At 42.3% G+C, this 17,193-nt stretch carries 16 protein-coding genes; all 16 read right to left on the bottom strand.

What is annotated here, in order from left to right; genetic code table 11:
- Positions 1-16 precede the first annotated feature (16 nt).
- Positions 17-328: a competence type IV pilus major pilin ComGC gene (locus KHQ31_RS01790; RefSeq protein WP_213409292.1), complete on the bottom strand. Its 312-nt coding sequence runs from the start codon at positions 326-328 to the stop codon at positions 17-19.
- A gap of 27 nt (positions 329-355) precedes the next feature.
- Positions 356-1,309 (bottom strand): type II secretion system F family protein, encoded by a 954-nt coding sequence (locus tag KHQ31_RS01785; protein WP_213409291.1) that lies wholly within the window; start codon positions 1,307-1,309, stop codon positions 356-358.
- Complete coding sequence (locus KHQ31_RS01780) at positions 1,294-2,151, bottom strand: ATPase, T2SS/T4P/T4SS family (protein ID WP_213409290.1); 858 nt, start codon at positions 2,149-2,151, stop codon at positions 1,294-1,296. The genes KHQ31_RS01785 and KHQ31_RS01780 overlap by 16 nt, the downstream gene beginning before the upstream one ends.
- Before the next feature lie 110 nt (positions 2,152-2,261).
- Complete coding sequence (locus tag KHQ31_RS01775; RefSeq protein WP_213409289.1) at positions 2,262-2,984, bottom strand: YebC/PmpR family DNA-binding transcriptional regulator; 723 nt, start codon at positions 2,982-2,984, stop codon at positions 2,262-2,264.
- Between the two features lie 90 nt (positions 2,985-3,074).
- A complete protein-coding gene (gene recD2, locus KHQ31_RS01770) occupies positions 3,075-5,579 on the bottom strand; it encodes an SF1B family DNA helicase RecD2 (protein ID WP_213409288.1) in 2,505 nt (834 codons plus the stop codon).
- Position 5,580: 1 nt separating this feature from the next.
- A complete protein-coding gene (locus KHQ31_RS01765; protein WP_213409287.1) occupies positions 5,581-6,222 on the bottom strand; it encodes a tetratricopeptide repeat protein in 642 nt (213 codons plus the stop codon).
- A 22-nt stretch (positions 6,223-6,244) separates the two neighbouring features.
- Complete coding sequence (locus KHQ31_RS01760; protein ID WP_213409286.1) at positions 6,245-6,910, bottom strand: histidine phosphatase family protein; 666 nt, start codon at positions 6,908-6,910, stop codon at positions 6,245-6,247.
- Between the two features lie 131 nt (positions 6,911-7,041).
- A complete protein-coding gene (ileS, locus tag KHQ31_RS01755; RefSeq protein WP_213409285.1) occupies positions 7,042-9,834 on the bottom strand; it encodes an isoleucine--tRNA ligase in 2,793 nt (930 codons plus the stop codon).
- A 236-nt stretch (positions 9,835-10,070) separates the two neighbouring features.
- A complete protein-coding gene (locus KHQ31_RS01750; RefSeq protein WP_264336025.1) occupies positions 10,071-10,736 on the bottom strand; it encodes a DivIVA domain-containing protein in 666 nt (221 codons plus the stop codon).
- Between the two features lie 8 nt (positions 10,737-10,744).
- Positions 10,745-11,527: a YlmH family RNA-binding protein gene (locus tag KHQ31_RS01745; RefSeq protein WP_213409284.1), complete on the bottom strand. Its 783-nt coding sequence runs from the start codon at positions 11,525-11,527 to the stop codon at positions 10,745-10,747.
- Complete coding sequence (locus KHQ31_RS01740; RefSeq protein ID WP_213409283.1) at positions 11,520-11,789, bottom strand: YggT family protein; 270 nt, start codon at positions 11,787-11,789, stop codon at positions 11,520-11,522. Before KHQ31_RS01740 ends, KHQ31_RS01745 begins: the two co-directional genes overlap by 8 nt.
- Positions 11,790-11,808: 19 nt before the next feature.
- Complete coding sequence (locus KHQ31_RS01735) at positions 11,809-12,234, bottom strand: cell division protein SepF (protein WP_213409282.1); 426 nt, start codon at positions 12,232-12,234, stop codon at positions 11,809-11,811.
- 10 nt (positions 12,235-12,244) lie between these two features.
- Positions 12,245-13,519, bottom strand: a complete 1,275-nt coding sequence (gene ftsZ, locus KHQ31_RS01730) for a cell division protein FtsZ (RefSeq protein ID WP_213409281.1) — start codon at positions 13,517-13,519, stop codon at positions 12,245-12,247.
- A gap of 25 nt (positions 13,520-13,544) precedes the next feature.
- Positions 13,545-14,918, bottom strand: a complete 1,374-nt coding sequence (gene ftsA / locus KHQ31_RS01725) for a cell division protein FtsA (RefSeq protein ID WP_213409280.1) — start codon at positions 14,916-14,918, stop codon at positions 13,545-13,547.
- Between the two features lie 126 nt (positions 14,919-15,044).
- A complete protein-coding gene (locus KHQ31_RS01720; RefSeq protein ID WP_213409279.1) occupies positions 15,045-16,034 on the bottom strand; it encodes a cell division protein FtsQ/DivIB in 990 nt (329 codons plus the stop codon).
- A gap of 46 nt (positions 16,035-16,080) precedes the next feature.
- Positions 16,081-17,190, bottom strand: a complete 1,110-nt coding sequence (gene murG / locus KHQ31_RS01715; RefSeq protein WP_213409278.1) for an undecaprenyldiphospho-muramoylpentapeptide beta-N-acetylglucosaminyltransferase — start codon at positions 17,188-17,190, stop codon at positions 16,081-16,083.
- Positions 17,191-17,193 lie beyond the last annotated feature (3 nt).

Genomic DNA, 17,193 nt, shown 5'->3' with positions numbered 1-17,193 from the left:
ATGAATCCCCTACGCATTACTTAGTTGTACTTTGGACAACTTGGCCATTTTGCAGACGAATTTTGGCGGCTTCTGCCGCTTGTACTTGAGCGTCAGTTAAATACCCCGCCGAAATGAGTTCGTTATAGGAAACTAATTTCTCGTGTTTTTCTTCTTGATATAAAGCAACTTGTCCTTGAATCATATGCACCATTGCTTCGGCTTGGCGTTTATTTGCTGTCTGTTGGACATTGGCAATATTAGGCATAATTAACATGGCCAATAAGGACACAATAAACAAGGTTGTGACTGTTTCAATTAAAGTAAAACCGCGCCGTTTTTTGGTCATTTCATTCCTCCCATAGTAAACATTTGATCATATATTGGTAGTAACAGTAGCATATACAATCCCACAATCCCTACACCAATCACACAAAAAAAAGATGGGTTGTACTAGGGCAACGCCCATTTGAATCCGCTGTTCTTGTCGGGTTTGTAGATACCTGGCTAATTGAATTAAATCTTGTCCCGTTTGAGCTAAAGAATTGCCACGCATAAACAATAGTTTCGCTTCCAATGCTAAATACTGAACCTGATTTAAGCCTGTTTCTAACGTCTCACCTTGTTCCCAGGCGTTTTTAACTGGTTCATTAATCAGTTCGCATAACCAATAGCTGGTATGGCGCTGACAATATTCCACAACATCCCGTAAGCCGACACCACTTTGCAATAAATACCCCAGTTGCATGTATAAGGCTTGTTGAACAAATAGTTGTACAATCGGACCGATAATGGGGATGCGCATTAGACATTGGTATTTTGATAATTGTGATTGCCGTTTATACCATCCCCACAAGCCCCCTAAGCCAATCAATGTAGCCGCACAAATACTGTAATTTTGAATAGTGCATAATGTTGCACCTAACTGTGGACTAACAACCATGGCAATATAACCACCAACCATCCCCAACATCAGCAACAATAGTGCTGGATAATAAATGACACTTTGTAGTCGTTTAAATTGTTGTTGATATTGGCGTTCACGCTCACTAATCGCATGTAATAAGGCTAATTGACAACCATGCAATTCAACTAAAGCCAGTTCCCCCTGCAGATTGGGACGGATATATGTGTCGAGGCTCACGGCTAAGGTCTGTCCTTCATTTAAGCATTGTTGAATGACAGTTAAATCTTGTTGAATAGCTGGACACGTTGCTTGCATAACACCTAAAGCATGATGAAGTGAATACCCATTACTGAGTAGGTCACTTACATTGGCAAAGAATTGTTGTTCTTGATTACGCGACCATCGTTTCACAGCATGCTGCATTTACGATTCACCTCTACTGACACCGTTTGTGTTTCAGCAACTTTACTTGTAAAAATACTGGCACTTAGGGCTTGTTGGACTAAACCAGGTTCTACTCCTAATGTTTCTAATCGAGCTTGAATATCTTCGTCGGATTTGGCATGAATCGTTGCTAACACAAGATGTCCACTTAGCGCGGCTTTAATTGCACAAATAGCGGTGACTACATCACGAATTTCACCAATTACAAGTACTTCTGGATGGTGACGCAAAGCGACACGGAGGAGCTGTTCGTATCCCATACCAGCCAACTCATTCACTTCTAGTTGCATGAAAGTCGGTTGAACAATTTCAACCGGATCCTCAATCGTGAGTACCAATTGATTTCGCAGATATGTTTGCAGCATATAATGCATGGTCGTTGTTTTACCACTGCCCATTTTCCCTGCAAATAAAATCAAGCCATTTGTGACCTGCAATTGCTGCCCTAAAGCATCTAGTTCGGCCATATTTGCCCATTCTAACCACTTCGCCTGTAGCGAATAGACGAGTCGTAGTACCAACATTTCTTGCAATTGATAATCACCCACACATGAAATACGTCCATAGATCATGCATTCTGCTAAATCAAAGTTAATTCGACCATCTTGTGGACGCCGGCCATCCGACAAATCTAACCCCCCTTTATATTTCAAATAACGAATCAAATGCTCGCCGTCTTGCTGCGGAATAATCTCTTGCCAATCAATCCCGGTGCGTGTGTAAAATCCTATCCGATACCCGTTAACAGCGGGGATGATATAAATATCACTGGCCTGTTGTTCATAGGCTTTTTGAACCAACTCCTGAATTTGTGTCTTCATACTTCTCCTCCTTTCACTCCATAAAAAGCAAACGTAAAGAGAAGAATGTACAAAAAAACCTTGAACAGATTTTCATCCATTCAAGGTTTCTTTTAATAACGTTAATTTAATTATTCAGCAGTTGTGAATACGGCAACAACGTCATCGTTTGCTTCAAGTTCATCAACCAAGTTAGCCAATGTTTCTTGCTTGTCCGCTGGAACTTCCATTGGGTTTTCAGCAATCATTGTCACTTCATCGTTAACCAAAGTGTAGCCCTTTTCAGTCAAGGCATCACGAACTTCAGGGAAAGCCTTAGGTTCTGTGTAAATTTCAAATTGGTCATCGTAAGTCTTCATGTCTTCAGCACCTGCTTCAAGCATGTCTTCAAACAATTGGTCTTCATCGATTTCAGTGTCTTCGTCACGAGGAATTTCAATGTATCCCTTACGTTCGAATTGGTAAGCAACTGATCCAGTAGCTCCAAGTTCCCCACCGAAGTGCTTGAAACTTGAACGAACTGACGCAGCAGTACGGTTTGTGTTATCCGTCAATGCTTGAACCAATACGGCCAAACCAGCTGGTCCGTATCCTTCGTATGTCAATTCTTGGTAGTTTGCCCCACCAGCACCAGACGCCTTGTCCAATGCACGTTGGATGTTTTCCTTAGGCATGTTAGCGGCCTTAGCCTTGTCCATAACCAAACGCAATGAAGCGTTTGAAGCAGGATCTGCCCCACCATCTTTCGCTACTGTATATAGGTCACGTGAGATCTTTTGGAAGATCTTTCCACGCTTTGCATCTTGGGCGTTCTTACGTCCTTGAATATTGTGCCATTTACTGTGTCCTGACATATCAAAAACCCCGTTCCTTCGAAAATTTTATCAACTTATTTTATCATAATTCGGTTTATGTGCCTAGTTTTTCATGAAGATTGTGCGATACTAAACATCTTTAAAATCGCTTGGTGTCATCCCCATCATCCCAATATTAGGATCAATAATCTCTGCCATAATAATTTCAGCCGTTAATAGTCCTTGATATTCTGCTTCAGGTGCAGACGTTGCTGGTTGTGTCTTTACTTGTTCAACATTGCGTTCTACTGATTGTGGACGCTCAGTCTTAGTCTGTTCTTCTGATGCACTAGGTTGTGCCACCTTTGGTTGCTCAACCTTTTTAGGCGTTGAAGCGACTTCTACAACTTCACCCAAATCAGATTGCAACAAACGTTCCTTCAAAGTTGTTTGTCGTTTAATACCTTCAGTTTGTGCTGCTTGGACAAAAGCTGATGTTTCACCAATCAATACCAACGATTCACTAGCACGCGTTAATCCCGTATATAAAAGGTTTCGTTGCAGCATGCGTGAAAAGGCATTGATCATTGGCATAATGACTAATTTGTACTCGGCACCCTGTGCCTTATGAATTGTCGTTGCATAAGCCAAACGTAATTGAATCAAGTTCTGACGTGGATAATCAACGAACCCTGTATCAAATTCAACGGTAACCATGTCTTCTTTAGCATCATTCTCTTTGTCCTTGGCATACATAATTGTCTTAATATATCCAATATCACCATTGAAGACATTGTTTTCTGGATCATTAGCCGTCTGCATGACCTTGTCACCGACACGGAAACTCGTGGGTGCTTCCCCAGTTTTAATCACAATTTCACGTTTTTTAGGCGTTAATGGATTAAAGATTTCTTGGGCTACTTCATTTAATTCCGTTACACCAGCTGCTGAACGATACATCGGTGACAAAATTTGCATATCAGCGACGCTAAAGCCACGCTTTTGCCAAGTCTCTGCAATCTTTTGCACAATATCTCGTACTTGGTTACCAGAGGCGGGAAAGAATGAACGATCCGGTTGTCGTTCAGTCAGATTACCTGGTAGGCGCCCTTGCTTTACTTCATTAGCCAATTCAATAATCGTTGACCCTTTACCTTGGCGGTGAATAATCTCCAATTCGCGATAACTCAATAGACCACTTGCCAACAAGTCATAAAAGACACGACCTGGTCCAACAGAAGGTAATTGGTCTTTGTCACCCACCAAGATAACGTGCATGTTTGCTGCAATGGCTTCAACTAATAAGGCAAACAATTGCGTATCAACCATCGACATCTCATCAATAACTAATAAGCGTCCTTCAAGTTGTTCAATGTCTAACGCATCTAAGTTTTCTCGCCCAGTAATTCCTAATAAACGATGAATCGTAGACGCTGGCATCCCCGTCGCTTCTGACAAACGTTTAGCGGCACGACCCGTCGGTGCTGCAAGCAAAATATTCGCTTGCACCGCATCTTCTTTCATGCCTTCGGCACGTAGCAAACGTTTGTACGTTGATACAATTGCGTTAACAATAGTGGTCTTCCCCGTTCCGGGTCCACCTGTCAAAATAAACAGACGGTTTGTTAAGGCAGAAATAATCGCTTCTTTTTGATCTTCATCATAAGCAAATTTATTATTCCCTTCAACGATTCCTAGTTCTTTCACCACGGTCTTACGATCAAATGACACTTTATTGTACTTGGTCATGCGCAGCATCTTTTGAGCAATCGTTTTTTCTGCTTCATAAATTGCTTCGATGTAGACGTGTTCACCTTCTTGCACAATGTACTCATTGGCCAATAAGTTTTCAAATGCATCTTCAATTTGTTCAGCACTCACGCGACTACCTAACAAACGTTGCGTTGCTTGCTTTAATTGATTCACATCAATGAAGGTATCGCCGGAATCAAATGTCACCGCATTCAATGCAGCAATAACAGCAGCACGAATACGACGTTCATCATCAAAAGCAATCCCTTGTTCTTGGGCCATTTGATCAATACGTTTAAATGAAACCCCGTCGATATCTTGAACTAATTGATAGGGGTTAGCCTTTAGAACTTGCAATGTTTCTAATTGATACTTTTCATAGATTTTAGTAGCCATTGTTGTTCCAAAACCAAATGTATTCAAGGCATAGATGGCACGTTCCATTCCATCAGATTGTTGCAATTGTTGGTATAACGTCTTTTTGACTTTATCACTGACATCAAGTGTGTCTAGCACAGACATATCATCTAGAATCAATTCGACGGCGTTAATCCCTAGCTCATCCACAATTTTTTGTGCCGTTGCTTCTCCAATTCCTTTAAAACGTTCACTTGATAGGTATTGGACCAATCCTGAAATCGTTCCGGTAGAAATACGTTGATAATTGTCTGCAATGAATTGCCGGCCATACTTTGCATGCGTTGTTAGTCGACCAAAGAATTCATATTCACCATCAACTTGAATATCACCGAAATTTCCCGTCACAGTTAAGACGGTATCATCATAATCAAAGTTATTATCATCAACTTCAATGGCCAAGATTTTAAAGAAAGAATCTTGTGCGGCAAATACAATATGTTCGACACGTCCTTGTACCGTAGCTTGTGTAGCATCCCCTGTCATATTAGATACCTCCTGTTATTGCAGTCAATAAGGCGTCTAATTGTTCAGCGTCTGCTTTGTATTGTGCGGCATCAAGCGCTTGTGCATGTGTTAGCCAGGCATTATTCGGTTCTTTATCCATTGCAACCGCAACCACCCCACGTGCAAAGTTCGCTGCATAATCATCTGCATTAAGGGCTAGTGCTTGGTCAAATAATGTTTTTGCAGTTGCCAGATCATTCAAAGCTAACCAGATTCGGCCTAATAGCACTAGACCATCAATATCTTCTGGCTTATCTTCATGATAAGTTAGCGCAAAGGCTAAGGCTTTTTGATAATTCTTTTGACCATATAAACTCTGTGCTTGCATCAAACAAGCGTCTGAATGTAGCTCTGGGTTCGTAATTTGATCAAAAAAATGTTGGGCGCGATCATATGCACCGGCAGCGTAATAGACATTCCCAACCGCATACAATAAATGTTGGGTCGCTTCTGGTGTCTCTGCAAACAAAGTCAAACTTTTTAAGCCCAGTTCTTCTGCTTCTGGCAATGCATTTGCAAGAACTAACGCCCCAATCAGATCAACATACGCTGACCAATTCTTTTCATCTTGCTCAATCAATTGGACAAGTTCACTGATACTTTTCTCCATTGCATTTGTCATTGCCGTTCTCCTTCAAGTTGGATTAGACCGTATTTGTTTGGTCATCTCCTAAGTTTAAATATGTTGTGTCATTACGTGTCAATTCTACAAAGGTTTCCCCATCATGAGTTTCTAGAATTGATGTACTTGTGTTTGACAATCCACCACGTGCACGGGTTTCTGCCAATGGAATTTTAACCAATGCGGCCATTCCAGCAGTCAAAGACATCCCATGACTAAAGAAAATCAAATTAACATCTTCACCACCAAATTCAGCTACAGCTTGCTTAACTGCTTCAGTAAAGCGGCCTTGCACTTGGGCAAATGATTCTGCACCATCAACTTGCGCTGCATCAAATAGATTGGGCTGGTGACGGTATGCGTATAGCATTTCAGGCCAACCAGCTTCTACGTCCACAAACCGCATGCCTTCCCAGACACCCATCCCAAATTCAGCTAATCCTGGTAACTTGGTCAAAGGAACGTCAGTTGCGTCCATCGCTTTAAGTGTCAATTCAGCTGTGTCGCATGCACGCTTAATTGGACTCGTAAAAGCATGCTTAAATGTTACATCTTTCAAAGATGCCCCTAACAACTTAATTTGTTCAAAGGATTCCGCCAGTAATGGTGAATCACCATCTTTACCTTGAAAACGTCCTTCTTGATTCCACTCTGTTTTACCGTGGCGAATAAAGTATAACTTCGTCATGTTTGTTCATCCTTTTCCGCAAAAACTCGCTTTGTATATATAGTTCAATTATGCCACAGGTTCCGCTTTTCGACATAAATTTCTTTTAGTTGATAACAAAAAACGCCCCTATTTCTAGGAGCGTTTAAAGCTTATTCTAGCCCTTCAGCCAATGCTTCAGGGTAGTTTTCACGCACGATTTGTGCTTCGTGGGCTGACAACATTGGGAAGTCAGCATCAGCACCCAAATCAGTGTGGTACATACGGTCACGAGGTGACAATTCACCTTCAGCATGGGCCACTGCGATTGTGTAGTCGTCAAAGACGGCTGTTTCAGCTGGTGCGTCCGCAATGTTTTCAAGGTGTAGTTGTGAAACTAGCAATAGTCCACGTACATCTTGGCCAAGAGCGTTTAGCAATTCAGCCTGTGCATCAGTCAAGTAAACTGTTAGCGCTGCTTCAGCAGGCTTTCCAATCAACTTTTCATCACGTGCGATTTCAAGAGCCTTGTTGGCTGCATCACGCAATGACATGAATTGTTGCCAGTTAGCGATCAAGGCTGATGTATCACCTAGATCTTCGACTTCAGCCATTTCTGTTAGGTAGGCAAAGTCTGCTGTTTCAAATGGCAAGTATTCGAAAATTTCTTCTGCTGTGTGTGGCAAGATTGGCAACAACAACTTGTTCATATCAACCACAATCTTGTACAAGACAGTTTGTAGTGAACGACGTAGTTGTCCCTTCGGTGCTTCAACATACAAGATGTCCTTGGCGAAGTCCAAGTAGAACGCTGACAAGTCAACGTTGATGAAGTTGATGATCAACTTGTTAATTGCTTGGAAGTCGTAAGCATCGTAGGCAGCCTTCACTTCACGTACGAATTCGTTGAAACGTGTGTAGAAGTATTGGTCAACTGGTGTCATGTCAGCAAATGCCACTGCATCAGTTTCAGGGTTAAAGTCATCTGTATTAGCCAACAAGAAACGCATTGTGTTACGGATCTTACGGTATGTGTCAGAAGTCTTAGCCAAGATTTCCTTAGATACACGTACGTCAGCGGATGTGTCTACAGAAGTGACCCAAAGACGGATGATTTCGGCACCCATGTCCTTAACGATTTCTTCTGGCACAATTGTGTTACCAATTGACTTAGACATCTTGTCTCCGTTACCGTCCAAGGCGAAACCTTGAGAGATAACACGCTTGTAAGGTGCCTTGTGGTTAACAGCCACTGATGTAATCAATGATGAGTTAAACCATCCACGGTATTGGTCAGAACCTTCAAGCACAACATCGGCTGGGAAATTCAAGTATTCGCGTTCCTTCAACACACCTTCGTGTGAGCTACCTGAGTCAAACCAGACGTCCATGATGTCTGTTTCCTTAGTGAACACACCATTTGGTGAGTGTTCATTTGAGTAGCCTTCAGGCAACAAGTCAGCCGCTTCCTTTTCAAACCAGATGTCTGAACCGTTTTCTGCAAACAAGTCCGCCACGTGATCAATCAAAGCGGGATCCAAGATTGGTGTACCATCTTCTGCGTAGAAGATTGGCAATGGAACACCCCAAACACGTTGACGTGAGATAACCCAATCGCCACGGTCACGGATCATGTTTCCTAGACGCTTCTTTCCCCATGCAGGTTGGAAGTCAACTTCATCCAAGCTATCCAAGATTTCTTGACGGAATGGTTCGATAGATGCAAACCATTGTGGTACCGCACGGTAGATAACTGGCTTCTTTGTACGCCAGTCAAATGGGTAGCTGTGTGTGATTTCTTGTGCCTTAACCAAGGCATCGTTTTCAGCCAACTTAGCCAATGAAATTTCGTTCGCATCTTCGTAGAAGACACCAGCAAAATCTTCACCAGTTTCCGCAGTCAACTTACCTTGCCCGTCAACGTTCATGATAACTGGCAAGTCGTAGCTTTGCGCTGCGTAGAAGTCATCTTCACCGAATCCGGGTGCTGTGTGAACTAGTCCGGTTCCAGCTTCATCAGTAACGTGATCTCCATTAATAACCAAGATTTCACGATCCAAGTATGGGTGTTGTGCAGTTACGCGATCAATGTCTGATCCCTTAACTGTCTTAACAATTTCGTATTCTTCCCAACCGAAGTCAGCGGCTGCGCCAGCCAAACGAGCGTTCGCAACAACGAACTTCTTGTCTGAGTTAGCAGGCTTTACCACAACATATTCAAATGTTGGGTTAACAGCAATCGCTTGTGATGCTGGAATTGTCCATGGTGTAGTTGTCCAAACAACGAAGTATGTATCGTTATCCAAGACACCCTTACCATCAACAACGCGTTCTGAGAATGATACTGATGTTGATGTAACATCGTGGTATTCGATTTCAGCCAATGCCAAAGCAGATTCTGATGACCATGACCAAAGAACAGGCTTCTTACCACGGTAAATCAAATCACGAGCAACCATCTTACCAAAGACACGAACTTCAGCAGCTTCGAAGTCTTGGTCCTTAGTCAAGTATGGCTTATCCCATTCAGCAGAAATTCCTAGACGCTTAAAGTCATCCTTTTGCTTCTTAACTTGCTTATCAGCAAATTCAGCCGCCATCTTGCGCCAGATAACCGGTCCAACCTTCTTACGGTCCTTCCCCGCCTTTGTCAATTGTTGTTCAATTGGCAAACCGTGTGTGTCCCAACCAGGCACGAATGGTGCATTGAAGCCGTTCATTGACTTGTAACGTACCAAGATATCCTTAGAAATCTTGTTCATTGCGTGTCCAATGTGGATGTTTCCGTTGGCATATGGAGGTCCATCATGCAACATGAACCAAGGCTTTCCTTCGTTCAACTTTTGACGTGCTTCATAAACCTTGTTTTCGAACCAAACGTTTTCACGTTGCAATTCAGTTTGTGGCAAGTTCCCACGCATTGGGAACTTTGTCTTTCCTAGGTTCAGCGTTTCTTTAATTTTCATTACGAGACCCTTTCTAAATAAAAAGTCCCAGGCCAGTATAATACTGACCCGGGACGTTAATTAACGTGGTACCACCCGTTTTTGCGACAATGTCGCCTCAACAGTTTTATTCAAATATTTTCTTTACTGATAAATAGCTAGCGGCACCATCCTAGGCTCACACCATCCCTAAGTCGCTTTCTGGAATACTAACTACCGTTTGATTAAAGAACTACATATAGAAGAATAACGAATTATTAGTCTTTATTCAAGAAGTTTTCGTTATTTTCTTCCAAATCCGGGAAGATAACCATAGTTTCAGTTTTATCTTCTTCGACTACTGGCGCTTCAGCAACAGCTGCTTCAGTTTCATAAACTGGTGTTTCCATTTCTGGCACGATAGCAAGACTTGCCTGACGTCCCTTAGTTTGGAATTCAGCCCAATCCTTAGAAGATAGCATTTCTGAAACATTTCCAATCAATGATTCAACGTGTGACTTAAAGGCAGCCATTTCGTTTTCTAATCCTTCATGGTGCTTTGCCAATTCTTCATTTGCAACTTGGCTTTCAGTCAACAAAGCATTGGCCTTAACATTGGCTTCCATAACAATCTTTTGCGCTTCAATTTGCGCTTGTTGCAACGTAGCTTCTGCTTCCGCTTCAGTTTGACGCTTCAAACGTTCCGCTGCTTCTTGTGCAATCAAGATTGAAGAGTTAACAGATTGCTTCATTTCTTCAACTTGTGCATAGTTTTGGTCAGCATCACTAACACGTGTACGCAAGTTGTTGTTTTCTTGTTGCATTTCTTCTAATTGAATCGCCAATTGATCCAAGAAGTCTGTTACTTCAGACTTATCAAACCATTTATTTGAACGTTCAGTAAATTGCTTTGCATGAATTTCTTGTGGGGTGATCATCTTCATTTACTCCTCTACTTTTGAATAACAGCAATCGTCAAGCGATGCTTTTCTTTTTTCGTGATACCGTTGTCTTGAACTAAACGTACACGACCATAGCCACGAACAGACAACATGTCGCCTGTTGCAACTGTAAAGTCAGGTTGAATAATTTCCGTCCAATTGACTCTGACAAGTCCACGTTCGACTAATTCTTTAGCCTGTGTGCGAGACAAACGATACGCTTGGGCAACGAGCGTGTCTAATCGTAATGATGTTACAGTGACATCTGATTCGACCCAATCTTGAACCAACGTGATTGCTTGATCATCATTTACAGGAATAGCTTTAACTTTCTGGCGGCCTAATCGCACCAAATTTTGCTGCACAAACGGTGCAATACTATTTGATACCGCGATTTGCCAACGTTGATTTTCATCAACAACGATATCGCCAAAGCTCTCTCGTTTTAGGCCACTATGGACTAGTGCACCTAAAATTGTTCGATGTTGCAAAGTCGCAAACTTTTGTGCGTATTCAATTTCCATCAACGTCATGTCAAAGTCTGATGATTGTGCCTCATAATAATCAGGCATAATCAACACACGTTGACTTTCAGCATCGGAAAAAATCCCATTTGCTTCTAAACGAAGCTCATTTTGACGGTTAACTAAAGTGGTGAGAATGTAACGTTGTCGGGGATTTAAGAACGAGGTTAAAATTGGCCGGTATTCTTTACTTGCCTGATTAACCCATCCTTGAGCTTGATTCACAAAAGCTACTTCACTTGGACGAAAATGCTGTTTAAGCTCATCCATAAAGGACCGTCCGTGCGATATTAACTAGACCGTATTGAGCTCCTTGTAGCAATAAAATTGCGACTAGCGGAGAAAAGTCGAACATGCCCACAGTTGGCAAAATACGACGAATTGGTCCAACAACCAAATCAGCCAAACGCCCTAGTGCTTGACCAAAACCAGATTGTTGACCACCAGGGAGCCAAGATAACAACGCCCAAACGACAATAATAATTTGAAATGCTTGTAGCACTAGGCTTAAGCCATAAAATATCATACCCATTGGTGTTGTCTCTCCTTATTTATTGATTCGGATTTTGTGAAATAGATCCAGTAATTTCGAAGTTATGTGGTGTCGCTAGGAAGATTTGTTCTCCCACACGTTCAACCATGCCATCAACTGCAAATGCTGCTCCAGCGATATAGTCTAAGACACGCAATTGATTACGTTCGTCAATACCACCAAAGTTAACAATAACCGCTTCCCCTTGCAGGATTTGCGTTGCAATTGTTTGCGCGTCAGCATATGTGCGTGGTTCATATAGCGCAATCTTAGATGGCGCTGCACGATTACCGTCCATGCTGATGACGTTCCGTTGCACTTTCTTGCTTCGGTTAACGGGCTCTTTCACATCAGCATTTTCCATATTATCAGAACCAGCTTGGTCGACGACCTCTTCATCGTATTCATCCGCAGGGATGAATAATTCTTTAATATTAAATGCCATATTTATTTACCTACTTTTCGTTACGCTTGTTCCAGTTGAAGTATGGAGGTTGTTCCAATTCTTCTTCACCAGCAGAAACTGTTGTTTGTGGTGTTACAGGAGCTTGTTGCGTAGCTGGTTGTTCTGCGACACGTTGTTCTGGTGCTGGTGTGTTTCCAGCCTTGTTCAACATGTTCCAGTTTTCAAATGGGTCAGCAGCAGTTGTTTGACGTGTTTCTTCAACAACAGGTTGTGGTGCGACTTGTTGTTCTGACATTTGTTCAAATGGACTTGGAGTTGCTGTTGCACCCAAGTTAATTTCAGGACGAACAGGTTGTTGCTTTGGCTTATCAATACCTGTAGCAATAACAGTTACGACCAATTCGCCTTCAACTTCCATATCAATTGTTGTACCGAAGATAATGTCCACATCAGTCCCAGCAGCTTGTGCAATGGCTTCTGATGCTTCTTGTGCTTCGAACAATGACATGTCCATTCCACCCTTGATTGATAGCAAGACATTGCTTGCGCCTTCAATCTTAGCTTCTAGCAATGGAGAAGCAATGGCTTGCTTAGTGGCTTCTGCCGCACGGTTTTCACCAGTGGCACTACCAATTCCAAGCAATGCAGTTCCTTGATCTGCCATCGCTGTCTTAACGTCAGCGAAGTCCAAGTTGATGATTCCTGGCTTTGTAATCAAGTCTGAAATACCAGCCACACCTTGTAGCAAGACATCATCGACCATGCGGAAAGCGTCCATGATAGGCGCCTTCTTATCAACGATTTCTAGCAAGTTGTTGTTTGAAACAACAATCAATGTGTCTACTGCTTCCTTCAACTTTGCCAAACCTTCAGCAGCAGCCTTACCACGCTTTGGTCCTTCAAATGAGAATGGACGTGTAACCACACCGATTGTTAGCGCACCAGATTCCTTAGCAATTTGTGCAATAACAGGAGCGGCACCTGTTCCAGTACCTCCACCCATTCCAGCTGTAACAAAGACCATGTCTGCGCCAGCAAGGGCTTCTGCAATTTCTGTTTCACTTTCCTTGGCAGCAGTTTCACCAACTTCTGGCTTTGCACCAGCACCAAGTCCGCGGGTTGCCTTTGTTCCGATTTGAATCTTGATTTCTGCGGCTGAGCTTTCCAATGCTTGCGCATCAGTATTTGCCACGATAAAATCAACGCCTTCAACATCGGCATTTACCATTTGGTTAACGGCGTTTCCACCACCACCACCGACACCAATCACCTTGATTGTTGCACCATATTCTTGGCTTGCGCCTGTATCCATTTGGAAATCCATACTGAGCTCCTCGTTTATTTACCTGTTAATCAAAAAATCCTTTTAAGAAGTTAACGGCGCGAGCACCTGTTTTTTCTTCATCATTTTGATTATCTGTATTTGTTTCGTTAGTTTCAATGTTTGTTTCGTTTTCTGGTGTTGCTTGGGTTGTACGTGCTGGTTGCTTTGGCTCAAAGAATGCCTTACGTTCAGCTTTGAACGGCGCACCAACTTGCGGCTTACCCACAACGTATAGCGGCAATCCATATAACGCTTGTTTAACAATCAGTTGAACTGGTGTTTGCAAAGCGGCATATTGAACAACTGCCCAGACACCTGACATACCAGGATGACGTAAGCCAATATCATCAGGTGTAAATTGGCGTGCCTTTGTACCAAACACAGCACTAACCGCATCGGTCATGCCACGTAATGTAGATGTGCCACCAATTAACGTTACGCCTCCTGGAACAGTTAGCGCTTCTGCTTCTGCCAGAGGTTCTTGTAACTTGCTTAGAATTTGAATCGTGCGTGCTTCGATGATTTCAGCAAGATGTTTCTCTGAAATACGTTCTGGTTCATCTTCTCCTACTTTTTGAATCATTAATTGATTCTCTGAGTTAGCCTGTTCAACCAAAGCCACACCGGCATCTAGCTTTAACATATCTGCGTCATAACCACCGATTGATAATACTGTACTAATATCACGCGTGATATTGTCACCACCAGCCGGGAACGTTGTAATGAATTTGGTCATGCGATCTTGAATAACCGTTGCTGTTGTTTGTCCAGCTCCCATATCCAACAAAATAGTTCCAAATTCTTGTTCAGCATCGCTAAGAATAGTTTTCCCTTCCGCAACTGGTGTTAGTACCATGTCGCGAACATTTAATCCTGCTTTTTCGATTGCTAGGCGCAAGTTACGTACTAGATTACGTGGCGCTGAATATACAGTGGCTCGCATTCCCAGGCGCATTCCAACCATATCATTTGGATCTTGAATACCATCAAAATCATCCACGATAAACTCTTCTGGGAACATCTCAATCACTTCACGATCATGACTAACTTGCCCCTTCAAAGCTTCTTGTACAACTGCTTCAACGTCATAGTATGAAATGTGTTGGCTTTCTTCGACCGTTACAGTTCCTTCTACATGACTCATTTGAATATCTTTTACAGGCAATAAAGCAATCACTTCCGTGACCGCTTCACTTGCTTGTTCATTCACTTGTGCGACCGCTTGTCGAATGTCATTTGCTGTTGCGTCGATATCAACAACAACACCTTTGTTCACCCCATGTGAAACAGAACGACCGACAGCGATAATATTCGCTTGTTGATCACGGACATCGGCTGCAAGAACTTTAACTGTGTTAGTTCCTACATCGAGCCCTACAATCATCCCATGATTGGCCATTTGTCCCCTCCTTTTTACATACTCACCATTAGTCCATTCGAAAATAAAACTTTCTCTATGATAATACCATACTTAACCTTGATTTCACTAGGCTTTGTGTACAAATAATAAGATTAAACACTGGAATTAATAGGGTTTTGCGTAAGCACCAACTTGCAAATCAATTACACCGTTTTTCTTCAATTGCGTTGCCATTCCAGGATAGTATTTGAATTTTGTTTCAAAGTTTTCTGAGTTGGCTAAAACTTGATTTCCGTCATTCATTATAAATACTAAACGACTACTATTTTCACTTGTCGGTGACCAAATAACTTCTGATACTGCTTGACGCAATGCTAATGATAATGTTCCAAATGAACGTAAGACATTGTCAAATTTTTCATCATCTTTAAATCCCGTATAAACTGGGAAAGATTCATCCGGCCATTTTTTAGCCTCTTTGGTCAAACGTGTACCATCAGCCAACAGCGGAATATATTTCCCCCCATCCTTTAGGTACCCAACACTGGGAATTTCTACTACTTTAACGTCCATTACTGTTGGTGACTTCAAAGTTAGTTTCAAATCTTGAATTTGTGGATCCATGTCATGTGCTTTTTTTGCCAATGCCCGTGATTCGGTTAGCAATAGCAACGAAGATTGGCCTTGGTCTAAGTGCAGCTCTGACAATAATTTTTTGGTTGAGACTTCTTGATTCCCTTTCACGTTATACGTAGAAATAGATCCAAGTGGCGAGACTAAAAAGCCAAGAACTGACGCAACAACAACTAGACCAGTTATGACTAGTAACCCTTGGCGCTCCATATCATTTAAATTCTTTAGCGTCCAACGCCCACGCCAGTCTACTGATTCTACGCTTTCCTTCAGTTCTGCGGGTGTAACAAAACGGAAGCCTCCACCATCTTCATCACTAAAAAACGAACGCATACTTTTAACAATCCGTGTTCCAAATGACTGTTTTTCTTGCTCAGTTGTATGTACTGATGCCACAGTTTGTTCACTTTTGGCATCTTCCTCATTCGTTAGGCCATCTTTTTCAGCCAACAATTGATTCAGATGGTCTTGAATATGCGATGTTTTATTCTGTTCTTGTTTTTCATCAGATTCATTCGTCATCTGTTGGCCTCCTAACGATTTGTTTTCTAAATAATAATTTTATATTTTATGCTTGATAGTCTGTCAACGTTGATTCAACAAGGTTTGCAAATTGATCCGCCGCATCAGGCACACCCAACTTCTTTGCTTGCTCAGCCATTGTTTGGCGTGTTGGTACGTTTGACATAATGTTATCAACAGCTTCAAATAATGTATCACCCGCTAACTCAGCTTCTGTAAGCATTGTTGCTGCACCAGCTTGGACCAAGCTTTGGGCATTCTTCGTTTGATGATCATTCGTCACATATGGGCTTGGGATCAAAACCATAGGCTTACCCAGCGCTGTTTGTTCCGCCAAACTTGTTGCTCCAGCACGACCGACAACCAAATCAACCAACGGCATCAATGCCGGCATATTACTAATGTACGGCACAATTGACATATTTGCTGGAATGGTAATTTCTTCGTTCAAAATCTCAGCCGTTACTTCTTCAAAACGGTTTGTTCCTGTCGCAAAAATAACTTGGTAATCGCGTTCAGCAAAGCGAACTGCTGAATCCAACATCGCGCGGTTTAACTTCAATGCACCTTGTGATCCACCAAAAACCAAGACGGTTGGCAAATCTTCTGAAAGACCTAATGCGTTCCAATCAAAATCTCCACCTGCCTCAACGACTTCTTGTGCACGTGGATTACCAACAACTGTGGCTTGTCCCTTTTTAAAAGCACTCATAGCCGCCGGAAAGGCTACACCGACTTTGGTCGCTTTACGTGACAAAAACTTATTTGTCACACCGACCACTGAATTTTGCTCATGAATAACCGTTGGAATTTTCAACATTTGCGCCGCATATAGGACAGGCCCAGAAACATAACCACCTGTTCCAATCACAACATCTGGTTGGAATTCACGGAGCATCTTACGAACTTTATTTGTTCCTGCTAAGAATAACTTAACTGTCTTAAAGTTATCCAGCACCGCTGAACGATTAAATCCTTGGATTGCAATTGCTTTAAAGTTAACACCTGCTGCAGGAACGATATCTTTTTCAAGACCACGTTCACCACCAATGTATAGTACTTCTAGCTCTGGATCACGCTCTTGCATTTTTTTGATTGTTGCTAGGGCTGGGTAAATATGCCCTCCGGTTCCACCACCTGATACTACAATTCGCATAAT

Origin of the sequence: Weissella ceti (assembly GCF_018394055.1) — a bacterium.
In the GTDB taxonomy this organism is placed as follows: Bacteria; Bacillota; Bacilli; order Lactobacillales; family Lactobacillaceae; genus Weissella; species Weissella ceti.
This window is presented reverse-complemented; position numbering and strand designations above follow the sequence as displayed.